The sequence below is a fragment of the Janthinobacterium sp. ROICE36 genome, assembly GCF_002869965.1.
Lineage (GTDB): Bacteria > Pseudomonadota > Gammaproteobacteria > Burkholderiales > Burkholderiaceae_D > Janthinobacterium.
On record NZ_PEBS01000006.1, the window covers coordinates 60,066 to 80,198 of the forward strand.

Annotated in this window: 6 protein-coding genes; 2 read left to right on the forward strand and 4 right to left on the reverse strand. The window is 67.8% G+C overall.

Translation table 11 applies throughout. From position 1 onward, the window contains the following. Window positions 1-89: 89 nt before the first annotated feature. Complete coding sequence (locus tag CSZ94_RS04160) at window positions 90-2,297, reverse strand: TonB-dependent receptor (protein WP_102120357.1); 2,208 nt, start codon at window positions 2,295-2,297, stop codon at window positions 90-92. A gap of 290 nt (window positions 2,298-2,587) precedes the next feature. On the opposite strand from CSZ94_RS04160, the gene CSZ94_RS04165 reads away from it, so the two are divergent. Next, window positions 2,588-3,208, forward strand: a complete 621-nt coding sequence (locus CSZ94_RS04165) for a hypothetical protein (RefSeq protein ID WP_146009734.1) — start codon at window positions 2,588-2,590, stop codon at window positions 3,206-3,208. 113 nt (window positions 3,209-3,321) lie between these two features. After that, window positions 3,322-4,272, forward strand: a complete 951-nt coding sequence (locus tag CSZ94_RS04170; protein WP_102120359.1) for a 2-hydroxyacid dehydrogenase — start codon at window positions 3,322-3,324, stop codon at window positions 4,270-4,272. Window positions 4,273-4,287: 15 nt separating this feature from the next. Here the strand turns inward: CSZ94_RS04170 and CSZ94_RS04175 are convergent, their stop codons facing one another. The 3 genes from CSZ94_RS04175 to CSZ94_RS04185 all read right to left on the reverse strand — a co-directional run bounded on the left by CSZ94_RS04175 (window position 4,288) and on the right by CSZ94_RS04185 (window position 20,039). Continuing rightward, entirely contained in the window at window positions 4,288-14,808 is a 10,521-nt protein-coding gene (locus CSZ94_RS04175; protein WP_219725962.1) for a LysM peptidoglycan-binding domain-containing protein, read from the reverse strand. Between the two features lie 66 nt (window positions 14,809-14,874). Beyond that, the gene (locus CSZ94_RS04180; protein WP_102120360.1) at window positions 14,875-16,374 is read right to left on the reverse strand and encodes an endonuclease/exonuclease/phosphatase family protein; all 1,500 of its coding nucleotides are present in this window, start codon (window positions 16,372-16,374) and stop codon (window positions 14,875-14,877) included. Further along, window positions 16,371-20,039 carry a hypothetical protein gene (locus tag CSZ94_RS04185; protein WP_102120361.1) on the reverse strand — a complete coding sequence of 1,223 codons (3,669 nt, stop codon included), beginning with the start codon at window positions 20,037-20,039 and terminating at the stop codon, window positions 16,371-16,373. Before CSZ94_RS04185 ends, CSZ94_RS04180 begins: the two co-directional genes overlap by 4 nt. Window positions 20,040-20,133 lie beyond the last annotated feature (94 nt).

Here is a 20,133-nt window from a genome sequence, read left to right on the forward strand (position 1 = left end):
GTCGCCGAATCGCGCGCCCAGGCACAGGCGCGCACGCGAAGCCGCCCCGGGAAGGGCAGCTTTTCGTGGTGCGACAGGTGTTCGGCCAGTTAAAACGCCACGCTGGCCGAGACGACCATGGTGCGCGGCGCGGCCAGCACCAGCGAGCCGATATTGAAGGACGATACGGCCGAGGACCAGTAATTGCGGTCCGTTACGTTGTCCACGCGGGCGCGCAAGGTCACGTCATGGCCCGCCACCTGGGTCAGGTAGCGCGCGCCGATGTCGAGACGGGTCCACGATGGCAGCTGCTTGCTGTTGGCCTGGTCCGCATACTGCGCCGAGGTGTAGATGCTGCGGGCGTTCAGGGTCATGCCTGGTGCGCCGGGCAGGTCCCATGCGCCGCCCACGCTCATCTGCGTTTCCGGTGCGCCGATGGGTTTCTTGCCATTATTCGCGGCCACGTCGGTATTGCTGAGCTTTGCATCGAGCCAGGTCAAACCGCCCAGCAGGCGCACGCCCTGCATCGGCGTGCCGAAAATCGACAATTCCAGGCCACGGTTGCGCTGCTCGCCATCGAGTTCGGCCCGCTTGCCGACCACGGCCAGCAGGGGCTTGGCGGTGCTGAACAGGGCGGCGCTCATGCCCAGCTTGCCGCCGTCATACTTGACGCCGATTTCCTTTTGCTTCGATTTGTACGGCGCAAACACGTCGCCCATGTTGTCGACATTGACCTGCTGGCCGTTTTCCACGTACGTTCCCGTGGCCGCCGGGCCCTTGACCAGCGCCTCGATGTAGTTGGCGTACAGCGACACGTTCCGGTTTGCCTTGAAGACGATGCCTGCCACGGGCGTCGTGGCGCGCTCGTCATAGGCCTTGCCTTGCGGCGCCGAGGTGTTGTAGTCGTAGCTGGCATCCTTGATCTGCTGGCGGCGCAAGCCCACGGTCAGCAGCAGCTTGTCGTCCAGGAATGCCATGGTGTCGGCCAAGGCATAGCTGCTGAGGATGGTTTTCTGGGTGATGCGCGGGTCGCTCATGATGCCGCCCGTGTACGGCGTTGGCGGCGGGGTCACGCTGACCGGCGCGTCAATGTTGGTGGCAAATTTGTCGCCGATGGCATACGCATTCTTCGCCTCATTCCAGTGCCCGGACCAGCTGGCCACCAGCGTGTGCTTGACGGCACCCGTCACGCGTTTGGCGCGAATGCCCAGTTCGCCCGTGCGGATTTCCTGCTTGCGGGCATTGTCGAAGCGCGACACCGTGGCGTCGCCATTGATCGAGGTCAACGACGGCTCGGCCAGGCTGTTGGCTTCCTTGGTCGAACGGCTGCCAAATGCGGCCCAGGCCACGACATCCCTGGCAAGGTCCACCTCGGCGCGCGCCGTGCCGAACACATCGTGTTCCTTCGAATAGCTCCACGGCTGGGCAAAGTTCTTCGAGGCATCTGGTGCGGATGGCAGCACGGCCACGGCGCCAATGGCGACGGACGGGCGCGGCGATGTCAGGTTGAAATTCTGGTAGCCGGCATCGGCCGACAAACGATAGCTGCGGCCGCGATAATCGAGGCCGACCGAGAACATGCCCACGTCGTGGTCTTCGCGCTTGATGCTGGTCTCGCCCTGGCGCTTGGCGGCGTTCACGCGCACGCCGAATTCCTGCTGCTCGCCAAAGCGGCGCGCCACGTCGATGGCCGCATAGGCGTGGCCGCCCGATTCCACGCCCAGCGTCAATTCCGTCAGCGGCGTGTTGCCGGCGCGCTTGGGCATCAGGTTGATGGCGCCGCCGATGCCGCTGCCGCCAGGCGCCGCGCCATTCAGGAAGGCGCTGGCGCCACGGAACACTTCCACTCTTTCCAGCAGTTCCGGCGATACATATTGACGGGGCAGCACGCCGTACAGGCCGTTGTAGGCCACATCGTCCGAATCGAGGGCGAAGCCGCGGATCACATACACTTCCTGGAAATTGCCGTAACCGCGCGACATGCGCACGGCCGGATCGCTCTGCAGCAAGTCGCCCACGCTGCGCGCTTGTTGGTCGGCAATGAATTGCTGCGTGTAACTGGTGCTGCCGAAGGGCGCATCCATCATGTCCACGGCGCCGAGAATGCCCATGCGCCCGCCGCGCGCCACCTGGCCGCCCGCATACGCCTTCGACAAACCTTCCGCCGATGCATCAGCCGAGGCATTCACGACCACTGTCGGCATGCTTTGCGCGTCGCCGGCCGGCGTGGCGGCAGTGGTTTGGGCGTGGGCGGCGCTGCTGGCCAGCAGGAAGGCGGCCAGGGCGAACGGGGTAGGGACGAGGTGGAAGGGGCGCATGGCGTTATCTGGATATCAATGAGAATGATTATCATTATATTCCAGCGCGGCGCGGGACGTGGGAAAGTGTGAGAATGTTGAAAAAAATTCGCCATTCGTACCACACACGTCAAGCCAAGGCACTGGAATCTGGCGTCAAAAGGCGCGCCAGACGATACCTTGTGGATTTATCAATGCTTGTCGCACCATTTCGCTAGAATGGGTGATCGCGCCCGGCGCCCACAAGAAACCGCATGCCATTGCACCGCCATCTACAGTCCGCTTCCAGGCGCATGCGCAGATGGCGCGGCTTGAGCTTGAGAAGCGCGGCCGTCGCGCTGATCCTGGCCATGCACGCGCTGGGCCTGTATTTCCTGCTCTTGCCGGCGCGGCAACTCAAGCAATACACGGAAGTGGCGTTCATGACCCTGCTGCCGTCCCGTCCGATGCCGCAGACGCCGCCGATGGCCTTGCCGTTGCCCATGCCGCTTCCATTGCCGCGCGCGCGGGCCAGTGTGCCGCCTGTCATCCTTGCGCCACCGGCCGTGGCTGCCGAAGCCATCACCGCTCCCGCCGAGGATTTCCCCGCCGCGCCCGCCACGGCGCCATCCACAGCGGACCTGCGCACGCGCGCCCGGCTGGCGGCGGGGGCCGCCGACAAGGCCCTGCGCAGCGAGCTGAAGCAAGACCAGCCGTGGCTGGCCGCCGCCGACCTGAAGAGCGAAAGCCGCTTCCAGAAGCTGGTCGCCTCCGCCTGGCGCGGCGGCCCCGTCATCCGCGTGGAGGAATACCTGACGGCCGATGGCCGGCCCGCCACGCGCGTCGTCAGCGCCGCCGGCGCCACCTGTTATGGCCTGGATGCAAATCCGGGCGCAGGCGCCGACCCGTTCAAGACGGGCGGCAAGGTGAAACGCGTGCCTTGCCCGGGCTAAAGACTGCGCAAGGCACAGGGTTATCACGGCGCTTGCGGGGCAGTCGCCCCCCGGCTGGGCGTCAACTATGCTAAGTTGCGTCTGCAATTCATGTGACACGACCCAGGACGCCCATGCCACCCGAACTCCTCATCCTCGCTCCCAGTCCCTCGGCTGCCGTCAACGCGCAGCTGGAACAGCAATATAGCTGTCACCATGCCTGGCAAGTGCCGGCGGACGAACGCCATGCCTGGCTGGCCCAGCGCGCACCTGGCATCCGCGCCGTCGTCACGACCGGCGCGCTGGGCTTGAATGCCGCCGACATGGCCTTGTTGCCCGCGCTGGAAATCATCGCCGTGAATGGCGTGGGCCTCGATGGCGTGGCGCTCGACGCAGCGCGCGCGCGCGGCATCGCCGTCACCACCACGCCGAACGTGCTGACGGACGACGTGTCCGATGTCGCGCTGGGCCTGCTGCTGGCCAGCGCCCGGCACATTGTGGCGCTCGACCGTTTCGTGCGCGATGGCGGCTGGGAACGCCGGGAAGCGATCGCCCCCGCGTCCAGCCTGCGCGGCAAGACGGCCGGCATCTTTGGTTTCGGCCAGATCGGCCAGGCCATCGCGCTGCGCCTGGCCGTTTTCGGCGTCCAGGTGCGCTACTTCCAGCCGCGCGCCATTGCCGGCACCAGCGTGCCGCGCGCCGAGTCTCTGCTGGCCCTGGCGCAGGAAAGCGATTATCTGATCGTCTGCGCGCCGGGCACGCCGGCCACGCGCAAGATCATCGACCGCAGCGTGCTCGACGCGCTGGGTCCGCAAGGCACCCTGATCAATATCGCCCGCGGCGCGCTGATTGATGAAGTGGCCATGATTGCCGCCTTGCAGGATGGCCACCTGGGCGCGGCCGGCCTCGACGTGTTTGCGGATGAACCGCGTGTGCCTGCCGCCTTGCGCGCCTTGCCGAACGTGGTGCTGACGCCGCACGTGGGCAGCCTGACCGTGGAAACGCGCCATGCGATGGGGCAACTGGTGGTCGATAACCTGCAAGCCCACTTTGCCGGCTTGCCGCTGCCCACGCCCGTGTCCTGACCTTGCACCGCCGCGTCAGGGCCGCACCACCCAGCGCACGTCGTCGAGCGACAGCAGCAGTTGCTCGGGCGCGCCGTCCGTAAAGAAGTTCAGGCGGAAATCCATGGCGGCGCCGCCACCCGTGGTCGGCTGCTGCGTGTCATACCATTGCTGCACCTGGGCCACCAGCGCCATGGGCGCGGCGGGAGGCTGGGCCGCATCGATGGGCGCAAGCACGGCCGGCAGCAGGCTGACCGGCAGCGAGGTGCGGGGAAAGCCTGCCACGGCCGGCATCACGCTGTAGGAATAGCTGCCATCCATGGCGATGCGCACGCTGCCCGAGGCGCCCGTGAAGAGGGCGTTGAAGAAGCCTCTCATGTAGGCCGCCACGTCGCTGCCGCCCACCGGTGCGACTTGCCGCAAATCATAGCCTTGCCAGCTCAGGCGTGGCAGGATGGGGTCACTGAACTTGACGACCGGCGTCTGGTACAGGAAGGCGGGCATGGTCGACACCTGCGTCTGGCTGGGCGGGCACAGGTAGCGGTTGCGCTGCACGTACAGCGAGGCCTGGGCATTCTTGTACACCATCACGTTCAGCCCCGGCATGCGCACCTCGCGGCCGGTATTGGCCAGCGCGGCGGCAAACGACAGGTCGGGCGCGTCGGCGGCGATGGCCGCGTAGCGGTAGGCCAGCAGCGCATCGGGCGGCGTGGGCGTGGCCGGCGTGGCCCGGTACTGCTGCGCATCGATGTCGAGCACTGGCACGGGCACGCTGACGGCCCCGTTGCTCAGGGTGCCGGCCAGCGGGTGGTAGGTGGCGGGCGCGCCGCCAACGGTGACATTGAGCAGCGCATACCAGGCGTCGCCGCCATGGTCTTCCAGGCGCGCGTCGAATTCCACGGCCACGCTGGCTTCGCCTTGCGCCGCCGCCAGCCGCGCCGCGCCGAAATGCCCGCCATAGCTGGCTGCCACCTGGGTCACCAGTTGCTGCAAGGCGGTGGTGGCCAGTGTTGCCTTGGCGATACTATCGGCCGTATCCTGCTTGCCATCGAGGGGCGCGAGGAACGCGTCGAGGTCAGCCGAGATGAGCGGATAGTTGCTGACGAAGGCGGCCAGCGCCGTAAACAGGTCGGGACCGGCCGCCGCGGACAGCCTGGCCGTCTGCGGCGGCACGTTGAGCACGACGCTGACGTGCACGGCATCCTGCGCCGCCTGGCGATAGGTATAGCTGAAGCTGTAATCCCACTGGGCCAGCTGGGCCGGCTGCAAGCCGGCGGCGGCCAGGCGCATGCGGCCGGCCTGCGGCGCGGCGGACGCGGTGGCGCTCTGCCGGTTGACCGTGGGCGGCACGGGCAGGGCGCGGTTCAGCACGGGGATATATTGCGTGCCATTGCCCAGCGCTACCTCGAACGGACCGGTGATGAACAGCAGCCACTGGCTTTGTGCGTAGTTTTCGATGCCGGGCACGAATTGCTGGTCGAATTCCATGTGCGTGATCTGATAGCGCAAGTCCAGCGGCACATAGGCCTGACCTTCGACATTCTTCGAGATGAAGTTGAATGACAGCCGGCTCTGCTCTGGCGCGGCCGTGCCTTGTAGCGGCAGCCGGGTCGGGAACAAGGTGTAGTTCTGGTTGCCGTCGCCGGCCGCGCCGTCCGCAGTGCCGCCGGCTGTGCCCGCGCCGGCGGGCTGGCCGTACAGCGCGGGCGGCCCGGCCGCGTAGATGCCGTCCACGCCCGTGATCTGGTCCACGCCGTACACCACCACGGCGCCGGCGGCAAAGGCCGGCCCCAGGGTGGTCAGCAGCTGCTGTCGCATGGTGGCGGCCGCGCTGACGCGCGTGGCTTCGTCCGCCGCGCTGCTGCTGAGCACGGGGCTGACCGTGGCGCTGATGGCGTCGGCCAGCGTCTGTTTCGCCTTGAGTACGAGGCCCAGTTGGCCGCTCTGCAGCGGATCGGCGATGCCGTTGAGGCGATCGAGGATGTAGGCGGGCGGCGCATAGGTGGCCGAGAGGAACTTGTCGATGGCGTCGAGACAGCTTTGCAGCCACAGGTTCAGGTCGACGCTATTGAGCGTCAGCGCATGCGGCGTATTGGTCGGATAGGCGTCGATGCTGACCATGCGACTTTCCAGCGAATTGGCGACGGGCAGCGGCGCGTAGTAGCTGGCCTGCTGGCCCAGGCGGAAATGGATGCCCTGGCCGGGCGTGTCGCTGAAACGCACGGCGAACAACTGCTGCGTCTGCTGACCGGCGCTGCCCACGCGCGTCAGACCCGCGCCAGCGCGCATCGACCATTGCGGCGTCTTCAGGCATGCTTCGAGCGCCTTGGCAAACGTGGTGTAGCTGGACGCGCCGCCATCCGTGTCGGCCTGCGGCAGCACGGCGCTGACCACGCTGGCGCCGTCCGGCAAGGCCGCCAGCACGGGGTCGAGCAGGATGGCCTGGCGCGTCAGCACCAGTGCCACGTCGAGTGCGATGCGGTTGGCGCCGGCCAGTTGCGCCAGTTGCACCGGCACCGACAGCGTGGCGGCGGGCGCCGTGGCGCTGCCGCCGCCGGCCAGCGCCTGCAAGTAGATGGCGCAGGCGGCGACGAAGTCGCGCACCTGCCGCGACTGGGCCTCGCCCAGCGGCTGCAACGGCGTGGCCAGCAGGGAGTTGCTGAGGGAGATGCTCACCGCATTGCCGCTCAGTCCGGGCACACCCAGGCCCGTATAGTCCTGGTGCAGCTGGAAGTACAGGCGCTGGTAGGTGGGCAAGTCTTGCGCCGCGTCGGCTGGCGTGGCATACGCCAGGCCATCCATGCGCAAGGTCAGCAGCAGCGCGGGTGCGCCGCCCGCATCCGTGTCGTACAGGTAGCTGGCCTGGACTTTCGGCCAGGCGGACAGGCCCAGCAGGCGATCCGTGTAGCGCAGCGCGGCGGGGGCCTGGTCCAGCGCCCCCGTGTAGCCGACCGGCGGCGCCTCGAACGGCGTGACGGTGGTGTTGCCGAACAGGTCTTGCCAGCGCAGGGCCAGCGACGCATGGCCGCCCACGCCCAGGTAGGGATTGTCGGCGGCGGGCGGCAGGCCGGCCGGCGGATTGGCCGGCGCCGCATTGAGCGTGGCGAACGGCCGTCCGTCGCTGTTGTTGCCCAGGTAGCCCAGCGCCTGGCGGTAGTCGTAATCGGCCAGGGCCGCGGCCGCATAGCGTCGGCGGTGCGCTTCGCCATCGCCGCCGTCGCTGTCGTTCGCATGGTCCTGCGGTCCGAAGGGCAGGCTGTAGGGACTGGGCAGGAAATATGGGTTGTGGCCCAGGCCGGCCGACAGCGTGTTGTACAGCGCAGACAGGGTCGCTTGCGCATATTGCTGCTGTTGCTGCGGCGTGGGATCGGGTGGCAGCACGGGCACGCCGTCGTTGCTTCGCTTGAGCTGGAACGACAGGTTGCCCGGCGCCAAGGTCGCTTGCGCATCGTGGGCCAGGCTGTCGATGTCGAGCACGGCACCATCGGCATACAGGCCCGCAGTGGCGGCCGCGCCCAGGGCCAAGGCGTCCACCGACAAGCCATAGTAGGCGGCCATGGCGGCGAAGGTATTGCCGGGACCGTCAGACGTGACTGGCACGCGATAGACGAGCGGCGGAATGCGCATGGTCGCGCCCAGCGCCACCGTCACGCCGGGATTGTAGGCGGCGATCTGCGCCGCGCTCAGCGCGGTGGCGCCGGCCGAGTAATACGCGGCCAGCTGCTCCAGCGCTTGCGCGGGCGTGGCCATGTCTTGCTGGTTCAGCTGGTGCAGAATGCCGGTCACGGGCACGCTGGCGCCGGCGCGCAGCGGCCGCACGGCGTTTTGCCGCGCCAGCTGCCCCACGCCCATGCCATACGTGGCGGCCAGGGCCGTCAGGGTGCTCGTGGCGGCGCTGGCCAAAGGCTGGGTCTTGGCCGGCTTGCTCAGCGATTCGAACACCAGCACGTCCTGCTGCGGATCGATCGCCTGCGTTGTCAGCAGGGCGTTGACGAAGTTCGGCACGGTGTCGGCGGCGCCAGCCGCCGGGCGCGCCAGCGGAACCACCAGCGTCAGCGTGGCCGTGCCCGTGGCGTCGAAGACGGATGGGGGCAGGCCGGCGCCCGACACCATGTCCTCGAAATACAGATAGTAGCCGCCGCCGCGCACCACCGATTGCTCCCACAGCAGCTTGATGAATTGCGAGGGGCTGTTAGCTATGCCGCGCGGAAAGGCCGTCCCCGCCGCGTCCAGCAGCATGCGGCTGGCCGGCGGATGGCTTTCCGTAGACAGATTGGTTTGCGTCAGGAAGCACAGGTAGTCGGCATCGGCCTGGCCCGTCAGCGCCACCTGGTCGCTGCCGCCTTCGCTATATAGCAGGAACAGGCCGGCCACCAGGGTTTCGCCCACGGCGGCCATGCCGCTCAGCAGGTATTGCAGACGCTGGGCATCGGCGGCCGACGGTCCCACCAGCTCGTAGACGTGGGCCAGGGTGGCGGCGCTGGCCAGCGCGGTGCCGCTGGCGTCGTTGGTGGCCACGGTGGCGGCCGGCATGCGCGTGATCTGGAAGTCCACGCGCGTGGCGTAGGCATAGCCGCTCAAGTCCTGGAACACCGTGCTGCTGCTGTTGGGCGGCGTGTTGCCGATGCGGGGACGATAGGCGGGCATCAGAGCCAGCATGTCCGCGTACTGCGCCTGCTTGTACAGCGCCTGCAGCGTATCCTGGCGCTGGGCGATGCTGGCCAGCATGGCGTCGGGAAATTGCCACAGATACGGCGCGGGCGTGGCCTGGCTGGCGGCGCGCGCCCCTGAAGCGGCTCCGGACGTCACGCCCGTCAGGCGCGCCAGGTCGGCGGTGATCCAGGCGGCGTAGCCTGCCGCAGGGAACTGCCGCGGCTGCAAGGAAGCCAGCGGCAAAATGTGCAGCGCAGGCGACGGCACGAAGCTGCCCGCCTGCGCATACGCCAGCACGCCCGACAGCAAGCCGTAGGCGGCGCCCAGGTCGATGGGCAGGCTGGTGCCGGGCGCGCCGGCGAAGGTGATGAAATCGAGGGCGACGCCATGCGAAATGGCATTGCGTCCCAGGCCGATGCGGTAGCCGTTGGCGGCGCTGGCGGGCGTGGGGAATTGCTGGCCCGTCAGCTGGTACAGCGCGTAGTCCGTTTGCGTCCTGCTATACAAAAAGGATGGCGACAGGCTCAGGCCCGTTGCCACTGGCAGGCGCAAGCCATAGGTGATGAAGCGCGCGACCTGGCCGGCGGCCTGGGCCACGGCGCCGCTCGCCTGCACGCCGCACCACAGCTGCTCCAGCGGCAAGGCGTCGAGGCGGGCGATGGCCAGCCGGCCCGGGGCCGCGGCGAACAGATTGGCGACGCCGGCATTGTCGCGCCCCAGGGCGGCGACCGTGGTGGCGAAGCGGCTGGCGATGCCGGCCAGGGTATCGCCGGCAACCGATGCATACGCCAGCGGCGGCACGGCGAGGAGGGCCGTCGGCAGCAGCAGGTCGGCGCGCGCATACAGCGATGCCTGCTGCGCCAGGGTGGCCAGTGGCACGCCCAGCGCGGCGGCGATGGCGCCGAAGCTGTCGCCGGGCGCGGTGACGTGGCTGACGGCGGCGGCGCCGAAGTCGAAGACCAATGTTACGCCCGTGCGCAGCGCGCGCGGCGCCGCATTCGCGCCGATCAGCTGGGCCGCAGTGGTTTGCCAGCGCCCGCCGGCGCCGGCCGGATCCGTGTAGCGGGCGGCGATGGCCGCCAGCGTATCGCCGGCCTGGATCACGGCGGACAGGCCGCCGACCTGCAGCGCCAGCGCGCCGTTCAGCCCATACGTGGCATTCGGCAGCGACACGTCGTCCGCGTCGACGGCGTTGCCGGCCAGGTTGAAGGCGGCGACGATGCTGGCGATGCTGTCGCCTGGCTGCAGCGCATAGCTGTAATTGTCGAAGGCGTCGATGGCCGATTGCAGCAGCGCGCGGCCGATCAGGCTGAAGACGTCGACGAAGATGAAAGCCGCCATCGATTCGGCGCCAGCGTCCTCCTGCGCCAGCAGCGCGGGCCTGGCGGGCGCCTTGCCCACCTTGGCGGCCACCTGGCGCAGCACGCCGGCCACCGTGCTGCGGTACTGTTCCGTCGCCGTCGCGTAGGTCTCGAGGTCGATCGCTTGCGTGCCGGCGCCGCCTTGCGGGTCGGGGACGTCCAGCCGCAGCCCGTCGAACAGCGGAAATAGCGTGGCGCCGTCCATATTCGCGCCCGGCGCGCTGATATTCACGCTGAAGCTGTCGGCAAGAAATTGCAGCAGGTCGCCCATGCCGAATGGTTGCGTGGCGGGGTCGGCCAGCACCTCGATGCCCGCCACCAGCTGCGCCAAAGTGACGCTGGCAGTCGCGGCGGCGGCCAGGTCCAGCGCCGCGCCGTCGGCCCGCATCGCCGGCTGCAAGGCGTCGAGCAGCCACGGAAAATACGCCTTGCACAGTAGGTCGAACGAGGTCGTGCCTGTCCCCGCGCCGCCGGCGGCCGGGTCAGGCGCATCCATGGCGAACAGGCAGACGAACGCGCCTTGCTGGGCGCTGCTGACGGTGGCGCCCTGCGGCGCCAGCACCGTGAATTGTGGCGCCGTCACCAGGTGCAGCAGCGGCTTGGCATCGGTGCGCAGCACGCGTCGCGGCTGGCGGCGCGGCCCGGCGCGCAGCATGGCGGCCTGCAGTTCCATCGGCAAGGTGCGCGCGCGGCCGCGCGCCAGGCTTTCCAGGCGCAGCGCGGCGCCGCCATCCCACGGCGCGCGGCTGTCGCTGCCGATGCGGAATTGCGCGCTGACGGTGGCGGAAAAGCCCACGGAAATGGTGAAGCTGAAGATGCCCAGGTCGATCTTGACGCGCAGGCTGATGCGCACCGAGGCCGTCACGGACAGGGGGATGGCGCGGTAGGATTCGTAGCCGATCTGCACCGACACGGTGATATTGACGAGCAGCGAAGCGCTGATGATCTTCAAGTCCACTTCGCCGTACAGCATGCCGATCACGCCGAACGTGCCCGTCAGCTTGAAGTAGCTGCTTTCCTGTACGCTGGCGGATGCGCCGGCGTTGGCCAGCGCGACGGCGTTGCTGCGGTCGTACGGATGGTAGGTGGCGATCACGCCTTCGATGATGCCGAACACGGTCAGCGCGAAGCCGGCTTTCAGTGGCCCCTTGACGAAGTTGTAGCCCAGGCCCAGCTGCAGGCCCAGGCCGAAGACGATGACGGGATTGAAATACCCGAGATCGGTTTTCGGCACCTGCGTCGCCGTAGCGCTCGACAGCTTGCCGAAATACACGCCGCCCGAGCCCATCACTGGCACGCCGTAGACGATGGCGCTAAAGCTGAACGAGCGCGTAAAGTCCATATTGTAGGGAAAGCCGATGTCGATCAGGAAATCGCCATTCGTGTAGATCTTGATGCCTATCATCGGCAGCACCACGCTGACGGCGCCGAAGTTCAGGTTGCGTATGCTGTCGGGGAAGGTGAAGTCGATCTGGAACAGGCCCACGTCGTCACTGATTTTCTTGTACAGGATATCGACTACCAGGCCGGCCAGGCCGCCCATCTTGGGGCTGCCGAGTGTCAGGCGCAAGCCGTACAGGTTGGGATCGTTGAAGACGATCTGTACGTCGACGGCCCACACGCCGGCTGTCTGCAGCACGCCGAAATGCGCGGCGATCAGCCAGTTGCTGTCTGGCTGGTAATACGGCTGGCCCTGCACGCCGCTGTCCGGGTTGACGGGATTGTTCTTGCCCGTGGTGGGCGGCACGCCGGCCAGCGCGTCGATCACGGCCTTGGTCGAACTGAAGTCGGACGCGCCGTTGATGGCCACGCGCTGGCCCAGCATCAGCAGGAAGACCTTGAAATAGCTGGAACCGGCGCCCGGCACGCTGGGCATCTCTTCCACGTCCTGTCCCTTGTCCGGGTCCAGCAAGTCGCCCATGCTGCCTTTAAGCAATGGGGGCACCGTGGCGTCGAGCGCCAGGGTCACCTTGCCGTCCGTATTGCGCTTGAAGACGATGCTGCGGATGACGATGAAGGCGAGGTTGAGGGGGGAACTGAGCGTGTAGGTGGCGCTGAGGCGGTTCTTTTCGCCGCTTTTCAGCGACACGTTGATGGACAGGCCGTCCAGCGTGACCTGGTTCAGCAAGTCCCACGGCGACGGCAGCACGAAATACGGATCTCCCAGCGTGCGTACGAGCGCCTGGATCAGGCTGCCCAGAGACCAGCCCGCCAGGGTGAAGCTGAGCATCTCGTTGCCGCTGGTATAGGTTGCCGTGAAACCTTCCCAGCTCACGTACAGCGTGTGGTTCGGCCCCTTGTCCGTCGGCTGGAACGCATAGCCGAAGCCCAGTTTCAGATTGATGGCGGTATAGATCCAGACGGCATCGGCCTTGCCCGAGAATTGCTGCGCGGCCGGCTTGGCGCCGTCATACTGCACCGAGAGCGTGGCTTTCTGCAAGCCGATCTGTTGCTGGCCAAGCATGAACAGCCAGGTAAAGGTGGTGTCGACCGTGTAGTTGGTGGCCAGGTCCGTGCTGGGCTTGCCGCTGGGAATGACCGCTTCGATGGCGAACGCGGAAATCTTCAGGTTGCCCGGCAAGAAGAGAGGGAAATCATAGATGCCGCCGGCGGCAAAGAATTGCTTGATCATCTCGCCCACGTCGAGTTCCTGCGCGAGGGAGGCGGAAAGGGTCCAGCGGGGCGGCGTTTCCTGGCTGCTGTAGGCCACGCTGACGGCCGCCTGCAGGCTGGCGCCCACGCCCAGCAAGCCGGAAATGGAACCGGCCCAGGCCGTGCCGGCGCCCGCCTTGCCGGCATCGACCAGGGCCAGCGCGCCTTCCTGCTTGTCCGCGGCTACGGTGGCGCTGATGCCCGACAGGCTGATCTGGCCTTCCGAAATGCTCAGGATGGGCGCGCCGCCCACCGTCAGGAAGGACAGGCTGATGGCGTAGTCGCTGGAAAACGCGAAGCACTGGGCCGCGCCGTCTATGCTCAGCGCGATATTCGACACCTCGGCCTGGATGCTGTCGGGAAGGCTGACGAGGCCGTTCGAGACGACGGACAGGAAGTCCGACAGCGTGGCCTTGCCGGGAAAGCGGGCCTGGAACAGTTGCGCCGAGCTGAACTGCACGTCGAATTCTCCGCCCGGCGTGCCGTCGAGGTTGCGAAATACCGTGGGCAACAGGGTGAAGGTAGTGCCGAACAGGTATTCATAGCGCGACTGTCCGCTGGCCTTGCTCGCCAGCGGCTGGTAAGCCGTCCAGTCGAGGAAGAACGAGGTGACGGTAAAGCTCAGCGCGGGCGTGGGCGCCGGGATAGGCTGCCAGCTGAGATCGCGCACGCTGCGCAACTGCAGCGTGACCTGGTCCACCGTGGGCGGCGCCTTGGGCGGGATGCTGCCGCTGATGGTCATGCCGCCGAGGCCGAACGACGTCAGGAACTCCTGCAGCACGGCCGGGGTGGCGCGGAAATAGCTGGCGCCCCCGCCGATCAGGCTGATGGCGGCGCCGGGACTGAGGGGCGGCCCGTCGCTGCCCGCTTCCAGACTGACCGCGTAGTTGCCGTCGCCGTCGGCGTTCGATGGCTGCAGCAGCAGCGACAGCGTGTAGTCGGTGGCGCCTGCGCCTTCCACGCTGAGCGTGGCCGTCAGGGCCAGCGTGGCGGCCTGGTCGCCGTCGGCCGCTTCCTCGTCGGCCAGTTCGCCGGTGCCGCGCAGCAGCAGCTGCATGCCGGCGTCGAGCAGCAGGGCGTCGGGCGGCGGCGCATCGACGGGCGGGGGGATCGTCACGGTCAGGCTGGGCGCAGCCACGCGCAAGTAACCGGCGAAGGTGCAGTCGAGCTTGCTGAGCGTGGCCGACAGCACGCCGCTGGGCATCAGGCCGCCCAGTTCGAACGTCTTGCCGTCGTACAGCGCCATGTCCAGGTAGCCGCCGATCTGCAGCTTGCCCGGCGGCGCCGCCAGGTCGGAAAGGAGTTCCAGAAATGGCGTCACGAAGGCGGGCAGGGCCACACTGGCGCTGAGGTTCTGCTTGGCGCCGCCCGTGACGGCCAGCGCACCGTCTTCGGCTCCCCACGGATAGACGCCGTCGACGCTGGAAAACACCAGCAGCGCGCCCGACAGCGGCAACTCGCTGAATGGCCAGCCGCCCATAAAGGGAAAGCTGCTGTCCCAGTTCCAGTCGGCGGGACTGGCGGCCACTTGCACCACCAGCACGGCCGCGTCATCGCCGTCTTCCTCGCCGTTGGCGCCCGGCTGCGTGGAAAACACCAGCGTGGCTGGGGTCTGCAGCAGGCCGCCGATGAAGGGCAGGCTCGCCCTGCTGACCGTAAAGACGCCGTCGCTCACGGCGCCCACGTCGGCTGCCGCGCAGCTGATCAGGAACTGCGCCGTGTCGATCTGGAATGCCTGGCCGATGATGGCGTCGAATTTTTCGGGCGGCGCGACGTCCGGGTCGGCCAGGCCCGCTTCCAGGAAGGCGGCATCGAGGGCGAACGGGCCGCGGCTGGCGGCGTTGACGATGGCTTGCTGCAGGTTTTCCAGCGCGGTATCGGTGGTGGCCATACGAACTTGCTCCTTGAATCAGTCATGATGTCCAGGGCGGACGCTTGCACCCGCCCGACGCTGTGTCTACAGCACGGCAAACAGCGCCAGGTGGTCGCTGGTGCTGCGCAGGTAGCCGTAATTGGCCCAGCCGTTCTGCGTGCGCGCCTGGCCAACGGCATACACGGCCGCCGGCGATTGCGGCCAGGCCATGCCGGCAGGCAAGTTCGTAAATTGCGCGGCCAGCGGGCGCGTGCCGATGGGCACGCCAGCGGGCATGGCGCCCGCCACCGTGAACGGCGTGCCCGACACGGGATTCATCACCGTGAACTGGTAGTTATTCGCCACTACCAGCGGGTTGACGAGCATATTGTCGATCGAGAAAAAGTTGCTCACCATATCGCTGCCGATATAGTTATAGCCTGGATACGGCGACGGCGTCAGCGCGCCGCCGGCCGTATTGTCGGACCACAGGAAGCGCGACTGCTGTGTCAGTTGCTGCTTCGTGCGTTTGGGGCGGATATGCGTGGCCAGGTAGCCCTGATACGCGTCCAGCGTCAGGTTCGGTGCCACCGGCATGGCAAGTGGTGGGTCCAGCAACGGCATGTAGTTAATCGCGCGCAACTGGTCGTAGGCCGTGGTGCGCCCGCCCGCGCCAGGCGGCAGCGCATAGATGGCGTTCAGATTGAAGTCGCCGCAGATCAGCTTGATTTCATTGTGCGGCGCGCCGGCCGGCGCCGCCGCTACGTCGAGCACGCCGCGTAGCAGGATATTGATGAAATTGGTGGCGCCGCCGTGGTTGGGCGGCGCATGCACGGCAAACAGGGTCAGGTTGCGCGTGATGACGTTGGCCTGGTTGGTTTCCACGAAACTGACCATGAAGGGCTGGCGCAAGCCGTTGAAGTTGACCAGGCCGCCAACGACGGGTGCCACGGCCGGCGCCGGTGCGGGCGCGAAGGCGATGCGCGCCGCCGCCATGCCCTCGGCCAGGCCGCCGTTGTACTGCGCGCCGGCCGGGATGATGCGCGCCGGCTGGCCCGGCGGGTTGAGCAAATCCTGGATGTTGGGCGCGCCGGCGCCGCCGGCCGGATAGGCAGCAGGCACGGCGCCGGCCGCCACAGCCGACACGCCGCCGCCCGTCCACACGTTCGGGCCCGTGAAATAGCGCCGCACTTCCGTGGGCGTGCCAGCCGTGCCCGATATGCCGCGGTACAGCACGGCGACCGATTCCGTGCGCCCGCCAGTGCCCACTTTTAGCGGCGGCACCATGCGCCAGGCCGCGCGGTTGGGGTCGGTGACGTCGTTGCGCAGCAGTTGCAGCAGGAAGAGCGCGCCCTGCAGGCCGCCCGTGTCGGGCGCCAGGTCGCCGGCGCCGGTCGCGCTGGACGACACCTCGATCAGGACGAAGATATCGGGCTGCGTTGCGCGCAGGATGGTCAGGATGTGGTTGCGGCGCTGCAGCGCGGCCACGGCCGGCAGGTTGCCGCCGCAGCGGCCGCCTTCGCCATAGCGGGGCCGCTTGCGGCTGGGATTGTTGACCTTGTTGATGGCGAACTTCTCGATATTCCAGTACACGACGTTGGTCATGCAGCGCTCCCCAATGAAATGGCAAGCAATGGCAGCGCGGCCTGCTCCTGCTCCTGCCGGGCGGCCGCATCGGCGATGTAGGCGGCATACCAGCCCAGGCTGCCCGTATTCTTCGGGTCGCCAAACAGGAAGAACTGGATGTTCGCGTCGGGCGGCAGCTTGGCAATGCCGAGGAACTTGATGGCGATATTGTCGAGCCGCAGGCAATAATAGTAGGCGTCGCCGTCGGGCACTTTTTGTCGCATCAGCCCGATATTGTCGATGGCCAGCTTGAAGATGCCTTGCAGGCTGATCAGCCTGGCGCCGGGCGCCGCGCCGGGCAGTGAGAGACCGACGAAGACGGCTTGCTCGTCGTCGCCGGCGGTACTGGCGGGCGACCAGGCCAGCAGCAGGGTCGAATGGAAGCCGGCGGCCGAGACGAGCGCACCCGGCCCGCCCATGGTGACGTCGTACACGACGCCGTGCCAGGGCCCGTCGAGCGTGCCCAGGTTCAGCGCCGTGCTGACGGGCAGGAAGCCGAAATCGGCCGGCTTTTGCCCGTCGGCGGCGGCGATAAAGCCCGACAGTTCCAGGCCGAAGCCCTTGAACATGCTGTCCGGCCTGGCCTGGCTGGCATCGAGGTCGTAGGCCAGATTGACCGTCACCTCGTCGAAGCGCACGGCCGACGGCGTCGTCTGCGGATAGCGCATGTCGATCACCAGGTTGGAGAAGGCCAGGCCTGCGCCGTCCGGCGGCAGATCCGGCGCCAGCGCGCCGAACGACAGCAGGTCCAGCACCGCGCCCGTGCGGTCGTCCAGGCTGGCGAAGTCCAGCGTGCCCCACACGGAAAAACGGTTCAGCACGGTCGCGCCCGCGTCGATGGTGCCCAGGCAGTTGAACTGGATGCGCTGGAAAGCCACGTGGCGCAGCAGGTTGCTGTCGAGGCTGAATATCGACGGCGTGGCTTGCTCGAAGATGTAGATGCCGGTGCCATTCTGGTCGATATAGCTGCCGTCGAGTACCACGCCGTTGTTCGGCATCGCATTGCCGCCGAAGGTGGTGGCCGTCACGCGCGAGCCGAGCAGGCCGTTGACGGCCAGTTGCACGTAGCTCTTGAAGGTCTTGATGACGGCATTGTCGAACAGGACCTGCAATTGCAGCACGCGGAACGCATAGTTGTCGGTGTCGGGCAGGGCGATGGGTGTATCGGGCGGCAAGCCGTTGCGCTGGCCTGCGGCGAAGGCCGGGTCCTGGTAGTCGACCAGGCCGAAGGTGCTGGAATTGCCGTCGAGGGTGATGCTGCCGTCGCCATGCACCGTCACGCGGCTGGCCGTGAAGCCGAAATGGTGGGCGACGAAGCGCGTCAGGTCGAGGCCGGCCGCGATGCCCTGCAGGCCAGCCGGCAGACTGGACGGATCCAGGTCCGCCTGCAGCACCAGCACGCCCGTCCAGGCGGGATCGCTGACCAGTTCCAGGAAATGCCGGTACGGCGATTCGGGCTTGTCCGCCGCCAGTACCTCGGCAGCTTCGATGACATCCTGCAACCACTGCGACAGTCCCGTGTAGGCGATGCCCTGGACGCTGGGGCCGGCGTCGGCGGCCAGCGAAAAATCGGGCGCGCCCGACCAGGCGTTCGGATTGGCGACGCGTTCCCTGACACTGCCGCTGCAATACTTGAGCAGCATCACGTTGCGGTAGGACGTGGGCGTCACGCCCAGGCCCACCTGCGCTTGCATGGTCCAGCCCGCGATGCCCACGGTACTGTCGAAACGTGCGCCGCCGTCCGACAGGTGGGCCGCGTTGACGGCCACCAGGAATAGCTGGTTGGTCTGCAAGGCATCCTGCAAGGTAGCGTCCGGGAAGCGGAAGCCGAACGGCAAGACCTGCCCGCCGTCGCCCAGGGTCTGGCCCAGGGTCACCGACAGGAAGGCGTCCTGGTCCTGCTCCTGGCTGGACACGGTGGCGACAGCTCCCTGCGGCGTGGTGCGGTAGTGCGGCGCTTCCGCCACCGCCTCGCCGGCGGCCAGCCCGCGCACGCGGTGGCTCGCGGCCGCGCGTGCCTGCCAGGTGGCGCCGGCGCCGCTGGAAATGACGGCCTTGCGCGTGGCGGCCACGATGCTGCTTTCAAAGCTCGACAGCAGGGCGGCGCTGATCTCCAGCGGGCCACCACTGACGGCGCCGCCATACGGCAGCAGGGGAAAGGCGTGCGCGGCGCCCTGCGGCACGGGCAACGCGGGCGGGGTCGAGGCGAGCACGGTATCGGCGGCCACGGCGCGCAGCAAAGCGGCTGCCCGGGCGGCAGGCGGCAGGCCGTACATGGGACTGCCCGCCGGCTCCGCATGGTATTGCGGCATGGCCGCGCCGCCCTTGAGCACGCTGGCCCAGGAACTGAGGTAAGCGGCCGTCAGCGGCGTGGCCACGTTACCAGAATCGGGCAAGTCCAGCGTCGCGGCCTGGAACGGGAAGACGGACGCGTAGGCGGGCGAGGCGGGCACGAACAGCAGGGGGTCATTCTCCGGCGCGGCGCCATCGTACGTTGTCATGCTCAGCTGTTCCGAGCCGAAGATGCCGCATAACAAGTTTGTCTGTGTCCCGGCAGCCTGGCCGCTGATGCTCAGGCCGAAGCGCCCGGCCGGCGTCAGCAGGGCCTTGCTGGTAGCGGGCTGTGAGGGTGACCGCGCGGCGCAGCCAAAGGCCAGGGCGCCCGACTGCAGGCCGACCACGGGCGGCTGCCCGCTGGTGGCGCCCAGCGGCAGGAAGGTCGTCGCATGGCCCAGCGCCGTGCGGTAGGTGGACGGCAAGGCGGGATGGCCGGCCGGCAGCAAGCCGCAGCGCAATACGCCTTCCAGCCTGGCCTTGGCGGACAGCTTCTGATTGTAGGGATCGAGCGGGTCGACCGTGCCGACCCAGGCCAGGTTGGCCGGCAGCGCGGCGGGCGCGCTCAGCGCCGGGTAGAACAGCTGCTGCAGCTGGCCGCTGGCCGTGTCGCGCGCGCTCAGGGGGAAGCCGACGGCCAGGCCGCCGGGGCCGAAGGTGACGGCAGGGTTGACTGTGGCCGTAAACGTCAGGCAGCCCGCATTCGGGCCCGCCAGCGGCACGAAAGTACGGATCGTGTTGCCGCTGCCCGTGACGCGTATGCCGATATCGCTGGCGTTGCGCTGGAAGGCCAGCGCCGGCGGCGTCGCCAGCGGCGCCGCCAGCCGCAGACTGCCGCTGGCGGCGTCGATGGACAGGCCGACGCCGGACAGCACGTTGAACAGCAGGTCCTGTCCCAGCCGGAAATTGACATTGCTGCTGGTGGCAAAGCCCTTGGTCAGCTGGTTATAGCTGTAGCTGCAGCCGTAGTTTTTGAAGGAATCGGCCGGTGCTGCATCGGCGTCGCGCAGCCACAGCAGCGCGTTCAGGTTCAGTCCCGGCGCCGGCGACTGCTGGTCGATATACGCGGCGAGGGCGGCGATAAAGGGGCCGGGTGCCGCGTCCAGCGCCACCGGACGGGCGCTGGCAAACACGTAGCCGCCCATGCGCTGCGGCGACAGGCTGTCGGCATAGCTGATGCTGTCCGGCGGCGTGGCCGGCGGCGCGACGGGCGCCAGCAGGTAGCCGGCCCAGGCATGGTCCGCCTGCGGCGGCGATTCATATAGGCTGACCTTGCTGGCGGGATCGGTGGCGACAAAGCTGAAACCCATGACTACCTCCACTCAAGACGCGACTCGGGCGGCAATGCGCCGGCATGGCGGCCGCGCGGCATCGCAATCGTATACAACGGGTGGGCCCGGAAGG